The sequence below is a fragment of the Solwaraspora sp. WMMD791 genome, assembly GCF_029581195.1.
Taxonomy (GTDB): Bacteria; Actinomycetota; Actinomycetes; order Mycobacteriales; family Micromonosporaceae; genus Micromonospora_E.
Genome location: NZ_CP120737.1, coordinates 2,053,858 through 2,069,041, shown reverse-complemented (window position 1 = coordinate 2,069,041; position 15,184 = coordinate 2,053,858). Strand labels below are relative to the sequence as shown.

General features: G+C 72.8%; 8 protein-coding genes. 3 read left to right on the top strand and 5 right to left on the bottom strand.

The features are described 5' to 3' along the window. Positions 1 to 25: 25 nt before the first annotated feature. A complete protein-coding gene (locus O7623_RS08955; RefSeq protein ID WP_282228143.1) occupies positions 26 to 2,911 on the bottom strand; it encodes a BTAD domain-containing putative transcriptional regulator in 2,886 nt (961 codons plus the stop codon). A 133-nt stretch (positions 2,912 to 3,044) separates the two neighbouring features. Here O7623_RS08955 and O7623_RS08950 point away from each other — a divergent pair, with 133 nt between their 5' ends. From O7623_RS08950 to O7623_RS08940, 3 genes are read left to right on the top strand one after another with little or no spacing between them, the layout of a single operon-like run. Continuing rightward, positions 3,045 to 3,908, top strand: a complete 864-nt coding sequence (locus tag O7623_RS08950) for a hypothetical protein (protein WP_282228142.1) — start codon at positions 3,045 to 3,047, stop codon at positions 3,906 to 3,908. Positions 3,909 to 3,939: 31 nt separating this feature from the next. Further along, positions 3,940 to 4,647 carry a hypothetical protein gene (locus O7623_RS08945; RefSeq protein WP_282228141.1) on the top strand — a complete coding sequence of 236 codons (708 nt, stop codon included), beginning with the start codon at positions 3,940 to 3,942 and terminating at the stop codon, positions 4,645 to 4,647. A gap of 11 nt (positions 4,648 to 4,658) precedes the next feature. Then, positions 4,659 to 6,380, top strand: coding sequence for a phospholipid carrier-dependent glycosyltransferase (locus tag O7623_RS08940; protein ID WP_282228140.1), 1,722 nt, complete (start codon positions 4,659 to 4,661; stop codon positions 6,378 to 6,380). A 31-nt stretch (positions 6,381 to 6,411) separates the two neighbouring features. On the opposite strand, the gene O7623_RS08935 is transcribed toward O7623_RS08940, so the two are convergent. From O7623_RS08935 to O7623_RS08920, 4 genes are all read right to left on the bottom strand, one after another. After that, on the bottom strand, positions 6,412 to 9,249 hold the full coding sequence (locus O7623_RS08935; RefSeq protein WP_282228139.1) for a glycoside hydrolase N-terminal domain-containing protein: 2,838 nt from the start codon (positions 9,247 to 9,249) through the stop codon (positions 6,412 to 6,414). Positions 9,250 to 9,483: 234 nt separating this feature from the next. Further along, positions 9,484 to 11,715: a S8 family peptidase gene (locus O7623_RS08930; RefSeq protein WP_282228138.1), complete on the bottom strand. Its 2,232-nt coding sequence runs from the start codon at positions 11,713 to 11,715 to the stop codon at positions 9,484 to 9,486. 105 nt (positions 11,716 to 11,820) lie between these two features. Continuing rightward, entirely contained in the window at positions 11,821 to 13,290 is a 1,470-nt protein-coding gene (locus O7623_RS08925) for a GTPase domain-containing protein (RefSeq protein WP_282228137.1), read from the bottom strand. After that, positions 13,287 to 15,182 carry a dynamin family protein gene (locus tag O7623_RS08920; protein WP_282228136.1) on the bottom strand — a complete coding sequence of 632 codons (1,896 nt, stop codon included), beginning with the start codon at positions 15,180 to 15,182 and terminating at the stop codon, positions 13,287 to 13,289. The genes O7623_RS08925 and O7623_RS08920 overlap by 4 nt, the downstream gene beginning before the upstream one ends. Positions 15,183 to 15,184 lie beyond the last annotated feature (2 nt).

Below are 15,184 nucleotides of genomic sequence, written 5' to 3'. Positions count from 1 at the left end.
TCAGCTGACCGGGACGCCCAGCCGCTCAGCTGACCGGGGCGGCGTGGTGCGTCAGCCGGGCGCGCACGGCGGCGGCGTCCGGATGGCCGGCCGCCTCCAGCAGCACCAACGCCGCCGCCCAGGCGATCCGGGCCGCGTCGACCTCGCCACAGGCGTACCGGGCGTCGCCGAGGTCGGCCAGGGTGTCCGCCTCGCCGCCCCGGTCACCGATCGCGCGGAACAACCGCAGCGCCCGTTCGTGGCAGTCGACCGCCGCGCGATGCTCACCCGCCGCCGCCTCGGCACAACCGGCGGTACGCCAGTTGGTGGCCGCTCCGTGCCGGTTGCCGAGCTCGGTGTTGATGGCCAGCGCCTGCCGGCACAGCTCACGGGCCTGCTCGGGCTCGCCGAGCCGGATCCGGGTCCAGGCGATGTTGTTCATCGCCCGCGCCTGCCCGGTCAGGTGCCCGGCCTGCCGGTACAGCTCCAACGACCGCAGGTCGTAGTCGAGGGCCTCGACGTCGCGGCCCTGCCGTTCCCGCAGCCGGGCGATGTTCACGTGGGTCTGCGCCTGGTTGGCCCGGTCCCCGACGGCCACGAACCCGGCCAGGGCCTGCGTCAGGTGCCCGGCCGCCTCGTCGGTGCGGTCCAGCTGGGTCAACGCCCGACCCAGATTGCGGTGCAGGTGCGCCTGCGCCGCCCGGTCGCCCAGCCGCACCGCCGACGGCACCGCGGCACCCTGCACGGTCAGCTGGTCGTGCCACAACGCCCGCAGGTTGACGTAGCTGGTCAGGCTCCAGGCGAGCTCCCAGGCGTGCCGGTCCCACCGGTCGCGGGCCGCCAGGTCGACCGCGCCGAGCAGCACCCGGTGCTCGGCCACCAGCCAGCGCATCGCCGCCGCGCCGTCGGCCAACGCCGGCACCACCACCCCGGACGCCGGGCAGTCCAGCATGATCGGGTCGCGGTGCGGGTAGAGCAGCCGGTCGGCGGCGTACGCGGTGTGCAGCAGGTGGTCGAGCAGCCGAGCGGTCGCGGCCCGTCGCCGGGCCGCCGGCTCCTGCGCCTCGGCCAGCTCGGCGGCGTACGCCCGCAGCAGGTCGTGCAGCACGTACCGGCCGGGAGCCTGCTCGGTGAGCAGGCTGGCGCGGGTCAGCACCGCCAACCCCCGGCGGGCGGCGGACACCGTGACACCGGCCAGGCTCGCCACCGCCGGCACCGTCAGCTCCGGCCCCGGATGCAGCCCGATCAGCCGGAACAGCCCAGCGGCGCCCGGGTCGAGGGCCCGGTACGACCAGGAGAACACCGCCCGTACGTCGGCCGCCGGGTCGTCGCCGTCGAAGGCGTCGAGCCCGGCACCGGCCTCGGTCAGCTCGCCGGCCAGATCGGTCAGGGTGACCGCCGGGTTCACCAGCACCCGCGCCGAGGCGACGGCGAGCGCCAGCGGCAGCCGGGCACAGCGGTCGACGATCTCCTGCGCGGCGGCCGGCTCCGCGTCGACCCGGGCCCGCCCCAGCCGGGTCGCCAGCAGCCGTCGGGCCTCGGCGTCGGTGAACAGGTCCAGGGCGACCGGCCGGGCCCCGTCGACGGCGACCAGTCCACCCAGCTGCCCCCGGCTGGTCACCACGGTGACACAGCCTGGCGCGCCGGGCAGCAGCGGGCGGACCTGGTCGGCGTCGCGGGCGTTGTCCAGCACGATCAGCAGCCGCCGGCCGGCGACCAGGCTGCGGTAGCGGGCGGTCTGCGCGGCCAGCCCGATCGGCATCCGCTGCGGGGCGACCCCGAGGGCGGCCAGGAATCCGCGTACCACCTCGGCGGGGTCCAGCGCCGCGCCGGCCGGGTCGAACCCGCGCAGGTTCACGTACAGCTGTCCGTCGGGGAACCGGTCGACGCGCCGGTGTGCCCAGTGCAGCACCAGGCTGCTCTTGCCGACCCCGGCGGTGCCGGTCACCAGCGCCAGCGGCGCCGCGTCGTCGACCATCGCGTCCAGCGCGGCGAGGGCGGCGGCCCGGCCGGTGAAGCCGGTCGGCGCGGCCGGCAGCTGACGCGGCACCTCAGCCGCCGGCCCACGTCCCGCCGCCGGCTTGCTTCCCGCCACCTGCTCCGGCGCGCCGCGTGGGGCCGGTGGCGCGGCCGGTGGTGCGGCCGCCGTCCCCAGTGCCGGGTCCGCGGTCAGGATCCGGTGGTACGTCTGCCGCAGCGCCGCCCCCGGGTCGGTGCCCAGCTCGTCGGCGAGCCGGGCCCGGACCACCTGGTAGTGCCGCAACGCCTGCGCCTGGCGGCCCGCCCCGTACAGCGCCCGCATCAGCTGACCGGCGATCCGCTCGTCCAGCGGATGCTCCGCCGCCAGCGTGGTCAACTCGCCGAGCAGGTCGGCGTGTCCACCGGCGGCCAACCGTAGGTCGACCAGGTCCAGTTGGGCGGCGAGCCGGTCGGCGACCAACGCGCCGCGTACCGTGTCCAGCCAGGCCGATTCCAGGGTGCCGAACGGCGTACCGCGCCACAGCGACAGCGCCCGGGTCAGCAGCGCCACCGGATCGTCGGCGGCCGGCGTCCCGCCGGTCCGCGCGGGTGCCGCGGCGGCCCTGGCCCGCCGGACCAGCTGGCCGAACAGGTGCAGGTCGACCTGGGTCGGGTCGACCTGCAGCAGGTAGCCGCCGGGCCGGCGGACGATCCGCACCTGGTCGGCCGGGGCCAGCACCTGCCGCAGCCGGGACAGGTAGCCGGCGAGCGCGTTGCGGGCCCGCTGCGGTGGCCGGTCGCCCCAGACCCGGTCCAGCAGCCGGTCGGTGGGCACCAGCCGGCCCGCGTCGACCAGCAGCGCGACCAGGACGGCGCGTTGCCGGGCGTGCCCCAGGTCGAGATCGACCCCGTCGACCCGCGCCGTCACCTCACCGAGGACCAACATCTCGACCCGGTTCCGCGCAGTGTCCATCCCTGCAGGGTCCTCCGCATCGCGCGGTTGAGCAGCCTATTTAACGACTGCCGAAACTTTTCCGAAGGTCCACCGGCCACTGTCTGGTTCGACGGCATCCGCCAGTCACCTCGATCAATCGAAATGAGGAGCGATGAACACGAACCACCGACGTACCGGTCTGCGGCTGGCGGCAGTGCTCGCCACCCTGACCGTCGGTGCGGCCGGCCAGCTCGCCGTGGCCGGCCCGGCCGCGGCGGTCAGCGGCCTGATCCGCACCACTCACGTCGCCACCGCCACCGACTCGCAGTCACCGAAGTTCCGGGCGGCCGAATGCCCGAACGGGATGCGGGTGATCGGCGGCGGCGCCCGGGTCAGCGGCCCGGCCGCCAACTCGATCCGGCTGAGCGCGTTGCAGCCGGTCAGCGGTCCCGGTCAGACCGACCGGTACGAGGTCTGGGCCGACGAGCCGCCGGGCGGCATCAGCGGCAACTGGGCGCTGGAGGGGTACGCCATCTGCGCGCCGGCGGCCTCGGTGCCCGGCTACACCATCGTCGCGCAGGGCTCCGGCTACTCGTCGGCCGCGACCCGCAGCACCGCGGCGGGCTGCTCCGGCAGCCAGCGGGTGATCGGCAGCGGGGCCAGCATCGCCGGTGGCGGGTTCGGCAACGTCGGCCTGCAGATGTCCCGGGCCTCCGGCCCACTCGACATCGCCCGGGCCGCCGCCGCCGAGGCCGGCGCCTACTCCGGCAACTGGCAGGTCACCGCGTACGCCATCTGCGCTGACCCGGTGGGTGCGCAGGCCGAAGGAACGGTGCGGACCGGGGTCGCCTCGGCCAGCTACTCCTGCGCGTCCAGCACCGAGCAGGTGCACTCGGTCGGCGGGGCGACCGGACCGGGCGCCGCCGGGCAGACCTTCCTGAGCTCGCTCTACCCGGACGCCGGTCTCACCTCGGTCCGACTGTCGCTGACCGGTGTGCCCACCGACGGGCTGGCGATCCAGGCGGTCTGCGCCTGAACCGACGGCCCCGATGATCCCGGCAGGCCCGGTGACCGCGCGAGCGGTCACCGGGCCGCATCTTGCCGTCCGTGGCCGGCCGGACGGTGGTGCGATCATCAGCGGTATGGCCGGGTTCAGTTACAAGACCTCGTGGTTGGCGGTCCGGGACCGGACCCCGGACGAGGTGGCCGACGCGCTCGACCTGCGGGAGAGGGCGAGCGCCGACTGGGCCGCCGGCACCGACCTGGCGTACCGCCGGGGTGTGTACGTGACCGCACCGGTGCCGGGCTGGACCCTCGCGCACGGTCGGACGCAGCTTCCGCCCGGGTTCGACGCCACCGATCGGGCCTTTCCGCAGTGGCTGAGCGGGCTCAGCCAGCGGCTTGGCGAGGTGCAGTTCTTCGCCACCGAACGGGTTTCCGAATACCACGTGTGGGCCCGCGCCGTTGCCGGCGTGATCCTGCGCGCGTACTGCTTCGACTACAGCCGGCAGGAGGCGGCGCTGTGCGTCGGCGAACCGTCCGTCGACGAGATCGAGCTGGGGGTGAGCGTCGGCGAACCGGGGCCGGAGAGCCAGCACTGGTCGGAGGAGGAGTGGGACGCCTGGGTCGACGCCGGTCCGTCGGAGTGGACGGTGCTGGCGATAGCCGGGCGCTGGAGTGTCGATCCGCGCACGATCGATGACGCCGTCGACGGTGGAATCTACGGGATACCGCCGCAACGTGGACAAGGCAGACCCGGCACCGCCGCGCGGTAGGCTGACTGCCCGTGAGTCATTTGCGCAAGCCGGGAGTCCTCGACCGGGATGTACCCCTCGTCCCGGACGGCCGCCCGGCCCCGGCGGAGCAGGACTCGGACCGGCCCGGTTGGCTGCGGCGTCACCGGCGCTGGTGGTATCCGCTGGTCGTGGTCGTGCTGCTGGGCCAGATGGCGTTCGCGATGGTCACCACCGCGCTGGCGCAGGCACCGACCATCGACGAGCCGGTGTACGTGGGAGCGGCCGCGCTGTACCAGCAGGGCGGCGGCCTGCAGGTCAACCCGGAACATCCGCCGCTGGGCAAGCTGATCATCGGTGCCGGTCTGGTGTTCGCCGACCCCCACATCGACCCCACCTTCCGGGGCAACCAGTCCGACCTCGGCCGGCACGTGCTGTACGAGGCGGGCAACGACGCCGACCAGCTGCTGTTGCTGGCCCGGCTGCCGATGATCGGGCTGACCCTTGCCTTCGGCCTGGTGGTCCTCGCGTTCGCCCGGGACCTGACCGGCCGGGCCGGCGCCCTGGTGGCCCTGGCGGTGTACGCGTTCACCCCCGACGTGATCGCGCACGGCTCGCTGGCGACCCTCGACGTACCGACCGCTGGTTTCCTGCTGACCTCGGCCTGGCTGCTGTGGCGGGCCCGCCGGCGGCCCTGGTTCTACCTGCCGGCCGCCGGCCTGGCGCTCGGCGCGGCGCTGGCCACCAAGATGAGCGCGTTGGCGGCGGTGCCGGTGCTGCTGGCGTTGGCCGCCTGGTCGGTGTGGCACGTACGGGCGGGATCGTCGCGGGCCCGGCGGCTCGCCGTCGCTGGCGCGGCGGCGACCGCGACCGGGCTGCTCGCGGTGGCCACGGTCTGGGTCAGCTACCTGGTCGTCGACCCGCGCCTGCGGCGGCCGGCACCGGACGCGGTGCCGACGGTCGACGGGCTGCGCGCGACGGTGGTCGACTGGCTGCCGTTTCCCGGTTCGTTCCGCGACGGCATGCTGATCCAGTTCGGCTTCGAGGACTGGGTGTGGGGCGGCTACCTGTTCGGTGAGACGTACTCCGGTTCGCTCTGGTACTACCTGCCGGCGGCGCTGCTGGTGAAGACGCCACTCGGGGCGTTGGTGCTGTGGCTGGTCGGTGCGGCGGCGATGGTGGCGCTGCCCCGGCTGCGTACGGCCGCCGCGTACCTGCTGGCACCGGCGGCGGTCCTGCTGGCCGCCGCGATGACCAGCGACCGTGACCTCGGCGTGCGGTACGCGATCTTCGTCCCGGTGTTCCTGGCCGTGGCGGCGGCGGCCGTGACCGCCGTACGGTCGCCGGCCGTCGCCGCCCGGTTCGCCCGCCCGGCGGCGGCCGTGCTGGTCGCGCTGGTCGCGATCAGCTCGGTCCGCGCGTTCCCGTTCTACCTGCCGTACGCCAACGAGGCGTTCGGTGGACCGGCCCGCACCTACCAGCATCTGCACGACTCGAACGTGGACTGGGGGCAGGACCTGGCGCGGCTGGCCGACCGGCTGCGGCAGCGCTACCCGGACGAGCGGGTGTGGCTGGCCTACAAGGGTGCCGGCGTGCCGGAGTACTACGGCATCACCGCCGGCGACCCGCGTGAGGTGCCGTCCGAGGAGGTACGCGGCCTGCTGGTGGTGTCGAACAGTTGGGTGGCGACCACCGGCGGTGAGCTGCGCGAGCTGATCGACAGCAGTGAGCCGATCGACCAGGTCGGTCACTCGATCACGATCTACCGCCGCTGACCGCCGGGGCCGGCCCGCCCCGGGAGGCGGGTCAGGTCGCCGTAGCGGTGATGTTGGTCGGCGGGTCGTTCGTCCCGCTGACGCTGGCGATGAAGCCGAACGTGGTGGAGCCGCCGGCCGGCAGCGACCCGTTGTAGGCGGCGTTGGTGACCCGCACGTTCGCGCCGTTCTGGGTGTGGGTGCCGCTCCAGAGCTGGTTGATGACCTGCCCGTTGGTGAAGGTCCAGGTGACGGCCCAGCCCTGGATCGGTGCGGCCCCGGCGGTGACCGTGACCTCGCCCTGGAAGCCACCGGGCCACGAGCCGGTGACCGCGTACGTCGCCCGCGCCCCGGTGGTCGGCGGCGGACTGGTCGGGCCAGGGGTGGGTGAGAACGTCGGCGACACCGACGGCGACGGGCTCACGGTCGGGCTCGGTGACAGGGTCGGCGTCGGTGACGGTGACGCACCGGGGCGGGCGAGCCGGTAGGTGCGTCCGGCGCGGACGGCGAACGCGACCACGTCGCCCTCGGGCCGGGTGCTGACCGGCGTGCTGCCGTCGTCGACGTCGGTGAGGGTGAAGCCGCCGGTGAACAGCCGGGCCCGCAGCCGTACGGTGCCGTCGCGGTCGGCGCGGACGTGGAACTCGTCGGCCTGGCCGTCGCGCCACCGCATCGCGACCGTGTAGCCGCCCCGGCCGCGCAGCCCGGCCACCTGCCCGGTCGGCCAGGCGCTCGGCAGCGCCGGCAGCAGGTGCAGTTCGCCGTTGTGGCTCTGCAGCAGCATCTCGGCGACGCCGGAGGTCGCGCCGAAGTTCCCGTCGATCTGGAACGGCGGGTGCAGGTCGAACATGTTCGGCGCCAGCCGGTCGGTGCGGACCAGATCGCGGAGCAGCTTGTGGGCGCGGGCGGCGTCCTCCAGCCGGGCCCAGAAGTTGATTTTCCAGGCCAGTGACCAGCCGGTGCCGTCGTCGCCCCGGATCTCCAGGGTCCGGCGGGCGGCCTCGAACAGCGTCGGCGTGATCCGTCGGGTGATCTGGTTGCTGGGGTGCAGTCCGTAGAGGTGGGAGACGTGCCGGTGGTTGCGTTCCGGCTCGACCCAGTCGGACAGCCACTCCTGGATGTTGCCCCGGGAGCCGATCCGCATCGGCGCCAGCCGGTCCCGGGCCGCCCGTACCTGGGTCCGCAACGTCGGGTCCACGCCGAGGACCTCGCTGGCCCGGGCGACGCCCTCGAACAGGTCCCGCAGGATCTGGTTGTCCATCGTGGGTCCGGCGCAGACGCTGGCGTCGCCGTGGTGGGCGATCTCGGGGGAGTTCGACGGGTTGGTGACCAGATATCCCAGGGTCGGATGGGTGACCAGGGTGTCGAGGAAGAACTGGGCCGCGCCCTTCATCGCCGGGTAGTTGGTCTGCAGGAACGTGACGTCACCGGTGAACTGGTAGTGCTCCCAGACGAGGCTGGCCAGCCACGCGCCACCGGTGGGCCACATGCCCCAGAACGCGCCGTCGACGACCGAGGAGCCCCGCCACCCGTCGGTGTTGTGGTGGGTCACCCAGCCACCCGCGCCGTACTGTGCCTGCGCGGTGCGGGCACCGCTCACTGCCAGGTCCCGGACCAGGTCGAAGACCGGCAGGAAGCATTCGGAGAGGTTCGTCGTGTCGGCGGGCCAGTAGTTCATCGGCAGGTTCGCGTTGATCGTGTACTTCGAATCCCACGGCGGGGTCATCGAGTCGTTCCAGATGCCCTGCAGGTTGGCCGGCTGGGTACCGGGCCGCGACGAGGAGATCAGCAGGTAGCGGCCGTACTGGAACAGCAACGCGGAGAACTGCGGGTCGTCGACGCTCGCGTGCTGGGCGATCCGGACGTCGGTGGGCTGGTCGGCCGCCGCCGTACGGCCCAGGTCGATCGACACCCGGTTGAACAGTGCCTGGTAGTCGGCGAGGTGCCGGCTGCGCAGCTGGTCGTGCCCGACGGTACGGGCGGCGGCCAGCCGGTTGCGGGCGCTGCCCTGGTAGTCGCCGTCGACGGTGCGGAAGTTGACGTAGCTGGAGCCGATCGACACCAGCACCGTGACGCTGGTGGCACCGGACACCCGCAGCGTGCCGCCGGAGCTGCTGACCGTACCGCCGGTGGCGACGACGTTCGCCAGAGCGAGGAACCGTACCCTGCCGGTGACGCCCTCCATGGTGCCGCAGATGCCGTCGAGGGCGATCGTGGTGGAGTCCGGGCTGGATACGGTGGTCCGCTGTGGGCTGTCGAAGGTGGCGGTGAAGGTGATCGCGTTGGCCCGGTCGGCGGTGAGCCGGGTGACGATCACCTGGTCCGGGGCGCTGGCGAACACGTCCCGTTGGTACCGCACACCGTTCTGTACGTAGCTGGTGGTGACGACCGCCGTGGTGAGATCGAGGGTGCGGTGGTACTGCGACACACCGCTGGCGTTTCCGAAGGCCAGCCGTAGGTTGCCGACCGGCTGGTAGGCCAGTTGTCCGCCGGGGGTGCCCATCATCGTCTGGTTGATCAGGTTCTGTGCCTGACTCCACTGGTCGGCGAAGACCAGCCGGCGGATCTCGGCCAGCGCGCCCGCGCCGCGCGGGTTGGCGGAGTCGTAGGGGCCGCCGGCCCAGATGGTGTCCTCGTTGAGCTGGAGCCGGTCGGTGTCGACGTTGCCGAAGACCATCGCGCCGAGTCTGCCGTTGCCGACGGGCAACGCGCGCAGCCAGTCGGTGCCGGCGGGCTCGTCGTACCAGAGTGCCAGGTCACCGGCGGCGAGCACCTGCGCCGGCGTCGCCGGATCGGCGCGGGCGAGGGCCGTCCACCCCGTCGGCAGCAGCATGGCCCCCGCGCCGGCCGCGCCAGCGGTGAGGAGTCTCCGTCGGGTGATGTCAGACATCGTGGTCTCCAAGGGTGCGGGGGCGCTGCGGCGGACCGACGGGCCGTCGCGGACCCGCGCGATGAGGCGGGTCCGCGACGACACCGGCCGGACAGCCCGTGTGTGCGCTCTCACCGACCGACCCCTGCCCGAGGCCGTACGGCGGAGACCGGGCCGGCCGATCCCTCATTCCCCAATGAAGTCCGTCGTTGTTAACGCTAACGAAATAGATCGATGAGTGTCAACGGCATCGGGTCAGAGAGTGAGCCGCCAACTGTCGATGTACGCCGGGCCCGACCCGCCCCAGTAGTGGTCGGCGACCCGCAGCTTCCAGGTGCCGTTGGCGGTGGCGTACCCAGACAGGTCGACGACGAAGGTCCGGATCATGTTCGGTATTCCCATGCCGTTGACACCCTGCAGTTCGAACACCTGACCGTCCGGGGCGACGAGGTCGAAACTGAGATGCCGCGACCACGGGTGCACCACGCGGACGTCGACGTAGCCGCTGCGGCTCGCGGCCCGGGAACACCCGGTCACCGTGATCGGGCTCTCGACGGTGCTGACGTCCCCGATCGGCACGTCGGCGGTGGCCAGCCCGCCGCAGACCGGGACGGGCAGGTCGGTGCCGGCGAGGTTCAGCGTCCAGGAGTCGAAGAACCCGGTGCCCACCGGACCCTCGTCGCTGACCCGCAGGATCCAGGTCCCGTTGGCCACCGCGCCGGACAGATCGTAGGTGAACGTGTGGTCCACGTCCGGGCCTGCCCACAATCCGGTGCGGGACAGCAGGAAGTGCCGGGTGCCGTCCGGGGCGTACAGGTCCACCTTCAGATCATGGATTCCGCTGTGCACGATGCGGACCGCGACGGTGCTGTTGTGGGCGGCGTTGCCGGCGCAGCCGGCGATGGTGATCGGAACGTCGACGGTTCCGCCGAACAACGGCAGCGGCATGTCGGTGTCGTTCGCCCCGACGCAGCCCGGGAGCGCCTCGACGGTGAGGGTGAACCTGGCCATCCGGGTGGCGGTGGTGCCGGTGCCGAAGACCACGATCGGGTACGTGCCGGCGGCGGTGGTCGCTGTCGTGGAGACGGTCAGCGTGGTGGTGCCGGTCGAGTCGATGGTGGGTGGGGTGAAGGTGGCGGTGGCACCGCGAGGCAAGCCGGCGGCGCTCAGGGAGACGGTCTGCACCGTGCCGGCGGTGACGGTCGCGGTGATGGTGGTGGTGGCGGTGCCGCCGGCGGTGACCGTGGTGTGGGCCGGGCCGGCGGCGAGGGTGAAGTCGTGACCGGGGATGGTGTCGTCGACGTAGAGGAGCCGGTCGGTCGTGCCGGCGCCGGGGTTGCCGACCACCCCGGGGGTGGCGTTGCCGAGGAGTGCGGCGGTGACCTGGGCGGGGGTGTGGTCGGGGTGTTCGGCGAGGATCAGCGCGGCCGCGCCGGCGACGTGCGGGGCGGCCATCGAGGTGCCGCTGGCCGGACGGGCTGCGGTGTCGTCGGTGATGCCGGCGGAGACGATGTCGACACCGGGGGCGAAGACGTCGACGCAGCCGCCGATGTTGGAGAACGCCGCGCGGGTGTCGTCCGGGCCGGTGGCGGCGACGGTGATCGCCTGCGGGGCCCGGGCAGGGGAGTAGGCGCATGCGTCGGCGCCGCTGTCGTTCCCGGCGGAGACGACGTAGGTGACGCCGTCGGCGGTGGAGCGGGCGATCGCCTCGTCCATCGGATCGTAGGCGGGCCCGCCGAGGCTCATGTTCGCCACCGCCGGCTCACCCGGATCATGATCGGCGGTCACCCAGTCGATGCCGGTGATCACGGTGGCGACGTTGCCGTTGCCGTTGCAGTCGAGCACCCGTACCGCGACCAGCTCCACGTTCTTGGCCACACCGTACGTGGTGCCGCCGACCGTACCGGCGACGTGCGTGCCGTGTCCACGACAGTCGGTCGGGTCGTCGTCGTTGTCGATCGTGTCGCGGCCGGCCCGGACCCGGCCGGTGAACTCGGTGTGCGACATCCGGATCCCGCTGTCGATGACGTACACCCGGACGATCGGCGCGACCGGGGGGTAGCTGAAGGTGCCGTCGAGTGGCTGGCTGCGTTGGTCGATCCGGTCCAGTCCCCAGGACGGCGCGGGGGACTGGATGTCGGCGGCGGTCACGGTGTGGTTCTGGGTGACCGAGTCGACGCGGGGGTCGGCGGCGAGCCGGCGGGCCTGGCGCGGCGTCAGGTGGGCTTCGAAGCCGTGCAGGGCGTGGCGCCAGGTGCGGGCGACGGTGCCGCCGTGTCGGTCGGCCACCGCGTGCGCCGTACGGTCCACTGTGGCGACCGTGGTTGCGGTGTCGGTGAGGACGACGATGTAGGAGTTGGTGACGGCGGTCGGGCCGCCGACCGCGTGGACCGTCGCTTCGGGTACGGCGGCGACCGCCGGTACGGCCGGTGCCAGGGCCAGCAGCGCCGCCGCCACCACCAGCACCCTGGAACGTGTTGACACCATCGATCTGCTCCTCTCCGGGACCTGATCCGTCCTGGACAGAGAAACATCGATGAAGTGCGATGAAAACGTTTCATTGGCGAACTTGAGGTTGTTGCCGGGTGCCGGCTACGAGGTGACGCTGAAGAAGATCGCCTCACAGACCTCGCGGGCGGTCCGGGCGTGCCGCTGGACCAGCCGCGACGGATCGTCCTCACGTCGACGCCAGCGCAGGATCTCCCGATCGGCGGCCTGCCGCAGCTGCTCGGCACTTGCGTCGGCGTCGAGGCCGACACATCCCGCCGGGTCGGCGGCAGTCGCCAGGGTGACGAGAGCGGCGGCATCCTCGTCCGTCAGCCGCAGCCGACCGGCACCGAGGTCGACCAGCGCCGTTCCCAGGTCCGCCTGGCGCAGCCGGGGATCCCGGCGCAGGGTCGCCAGCGTCGTCGCCAGTGTGACCAGGGCCGGCGGCCCGGGTGGCGCCGCTCGGACGACACGTTCGAGCGTACTGATCGCGAAACCGGCCCGCAGCCGGTCCGCGACCGCGACGAACCGGTCGGTGATGGCCGACTCGAGCGCGTCGATGCCGCTGTGGCGGCGGAGTTCGGCGAGCAGCGGGGCGGCACCGGAGATCCCCTTCCGGCACGCGTCGGTCGCGACCGTGATGCCGTAGCGGCCGAGCCGGGCCGCGAGCAGATCGCGTTCGTCGGACGACAGCGGACCGGTGGACCAGGCGCGGAAAGTCCTTCCTGAGTAGAGGGCGCGGCCCAGCGCCTCGGCGTCGGCTACCGCGAGTCGCCGGACCAGCGCGGCGTCGTCCTCCGTGAAGGTGTCGCCCGCCGCCGTCGCCGCCAGCAGCCCGACGACCGGTACGACGTCGCCGACGACTCCGCGCAGGCGGGCCCCGTACGTCGAGGTGAGGCGGCGGGCGCGGGGCCAGGGATCACCGACGCCGTCGCCCAACTCGTCGACCCGGCTCAACACGCCGAGGACGTTGGCGGCGGTCAGCCGCTCCCCGGCCTGTCGGCGCAACGCCTCGATGGCGGCCGTGTCACCCGCACCGGGGTGCGGCATCACGTAGAGCAGCGCGTCGGCGCGCGCCAACGCCGCCATCGCGATCTCGTCGAGGCCGCTGAGGGAATCCATGCCCGGCGTGTCGACGATGGTGTAACGCTGGTCGAGCCGGTCGTTGACCACCTCCACCACGAGCTCGCGGACCGACGCGCGGTCGGCGCCCAGCAGGGTCAGGTCATCGGGTACGCCACCGCCGGGTCGCCCTGGTACGTGGTAGCTGGTGCCATCGGTCCGCCGTACCTCGATCCGGTTCTGGTGCGACCCCCGGAACCAGGCGACGAGCCTGGTGCACTCGGTCGCCGCCGTGGCCGCTACCCGCTGGCCGACCAGCGCGTTGATCAGCGTCGACTTGCCGGCGTTCATCCGTCCACCCACCGCGATCCGCAGCCGCCGGTCGGCCAGCCGGTCGACGACGGCGTCCACGGCGTCGGCGACCGGGCCGGCGGGCACGCCGGGCCGGGCCGACCGGGCCGCTGCGGCGACCCGGTCGGCCAGCCCGGCCCCGCCCGTACCCGGTGCGGTCATCCGGTGGCCCCGAGATAGCCGCGCAGCTCGGTGATCCGTCGGGAAACCTCAGTCAGTTCGGCGAGGTCGGCGGTGGCCTGTGCACGTCGCGCCGCGAGGTCCGCGGCGGCGGCGGCCAGATCCTGCTGATGCTCGGCCAGCTCGGCGCGAACCTTCTCCTGTTCGTTGGTGAGCCACCCGGACAGCGACTCGGCCAGGGCCCGCCCGGCGGCGACCAGGCTCTCATGGATCTTGGGCGGCACTTCGGTGTGCAGCTCGCTGATCACCCGGTTCAGGTACCGGTTGGCGTCGCCCCGGCGGCGCGCGAGCTCCTCCCGGCGCTTGCGCCGCCCCATCAGGCCGGCGATGAGACCGATACCGGCGACGGCCGGGATGAGCAATCCCCCGGTCAGCACGGACAGGACGGTGAACACCAACGTGCCGGCGCTGGCGGCCGGGAAGAGCCGCTCCAGTCCGGCGAACAGTCCCCGGCTGTCGTGTGCCTGCTCGACCAGGCCGGGAAGCCGCTGAATCCGCTCCGGCAGCTCCAGCTCCGCCGCCAACTCCGCGATCCCGGCCTCGCCGAACTCCTGCGCCAACTCCGTGGTGATCCGGGTCAGGCCGTCCTGCGCGGCGTTCTCCAGCTGCATCCAGATGCCCCGGATGCCCGCCTCGAGATCGTCCGGCACCTCGGTCAACCCGTCAGACTTCGAAGTGTTGATCTTCTCCTCGGCGAGCGCCCGCAGATCGTTCACGTGCCGCTGGAATCCCAGTCGCAGGACGCCTTCCAGCTCCTTCATCCGACCACTGAGCAGTTTGCGCCAGTGGGCGTCCTGGCGGCGGAGCCGGTCCAGCGCCGCCTCCCGGGCAGTGACCTCGGCCGACAGCGTCGGATCCTGCGCCAGGGAACGCACCGTACGGTGGTGACGGGCCCGCACCGGCTCCACCACCGTCGCTGCCACGTACAGGGCGTTGCGCAGCCGGATCGCCTCGGCCTGCTGCGCGACCTCGTCGACGAGGGCGTCGACCAGCGGGGTGAAGTTGCTCTCCGCGAGTCGCGCGGCCGCGGTGTCGTCGTCGCCGTCGCGGCCGGCGGCGTCCGCATCCAGCTTGGCTCGGCTGCTGACCGCGAACCACGGTGCCGACCCGTAGCGGGGCGCGTGCTGGCGGAGCAGCTCCTGGTTGCGCTGCAGGATCTGCGGCCAGGCGTCGTACATGTCGATCTTCGTCAGCACGAACAGGACCGTGTCGACCCGGCTGCTGGCCCGCTCCAGGAAATGCAGCTCGGAGCGGGTCAGCTCGCTCGAACCGTCGACCACGAGGACGAGCGCGTCCGCCCGACTCAACGTCGCCATGGTGATCTCGGTGTGCCCGGCCACCAGGCCACCGACCCCCGGTGTGTCGATCAGCACGAGCCCCCGGGCGAGCAGGTCGGACGGCACCCCCAGCTCCACCCGCTGCACGTCGTCGCGGTACGGCTGCTGGGTCTGCGGATCGACGGCGGCGTACTCGTGGACCTGCCCGACCTCGATCGGCGTCCCGGTCGGCACCGAGTCGAGGTACGCGGTCGCGGTCAGTCGCGCGGCGTCGGCGACGGTCAAATGGACCCCGGTGGCGACGTCGAAGTCGACCGGCAGCAGGCCGTCGTGGCCGATCAGCGCATTGATCAGCGAACTCTTGCCGCGCTTCTTCTCACCGACGACCACCAGGGTCGCGGCACCACCGTGGATCCGGTCGCACTCCGCGCGCAGCAGCGGCACCGCCGCCTGCTCCTGCGGGTCACCGAGCCGGGCCACCAGGTCGGCGGCGGACGTACAGCATCCGACCACCGCCGTGCCCAGCGGATGGGCGGCCCGGTCGGCCGGTGTCTCGGTAGATGGCATCACGGTCTCCTCGGCTGCGGTCGTGGTCATCG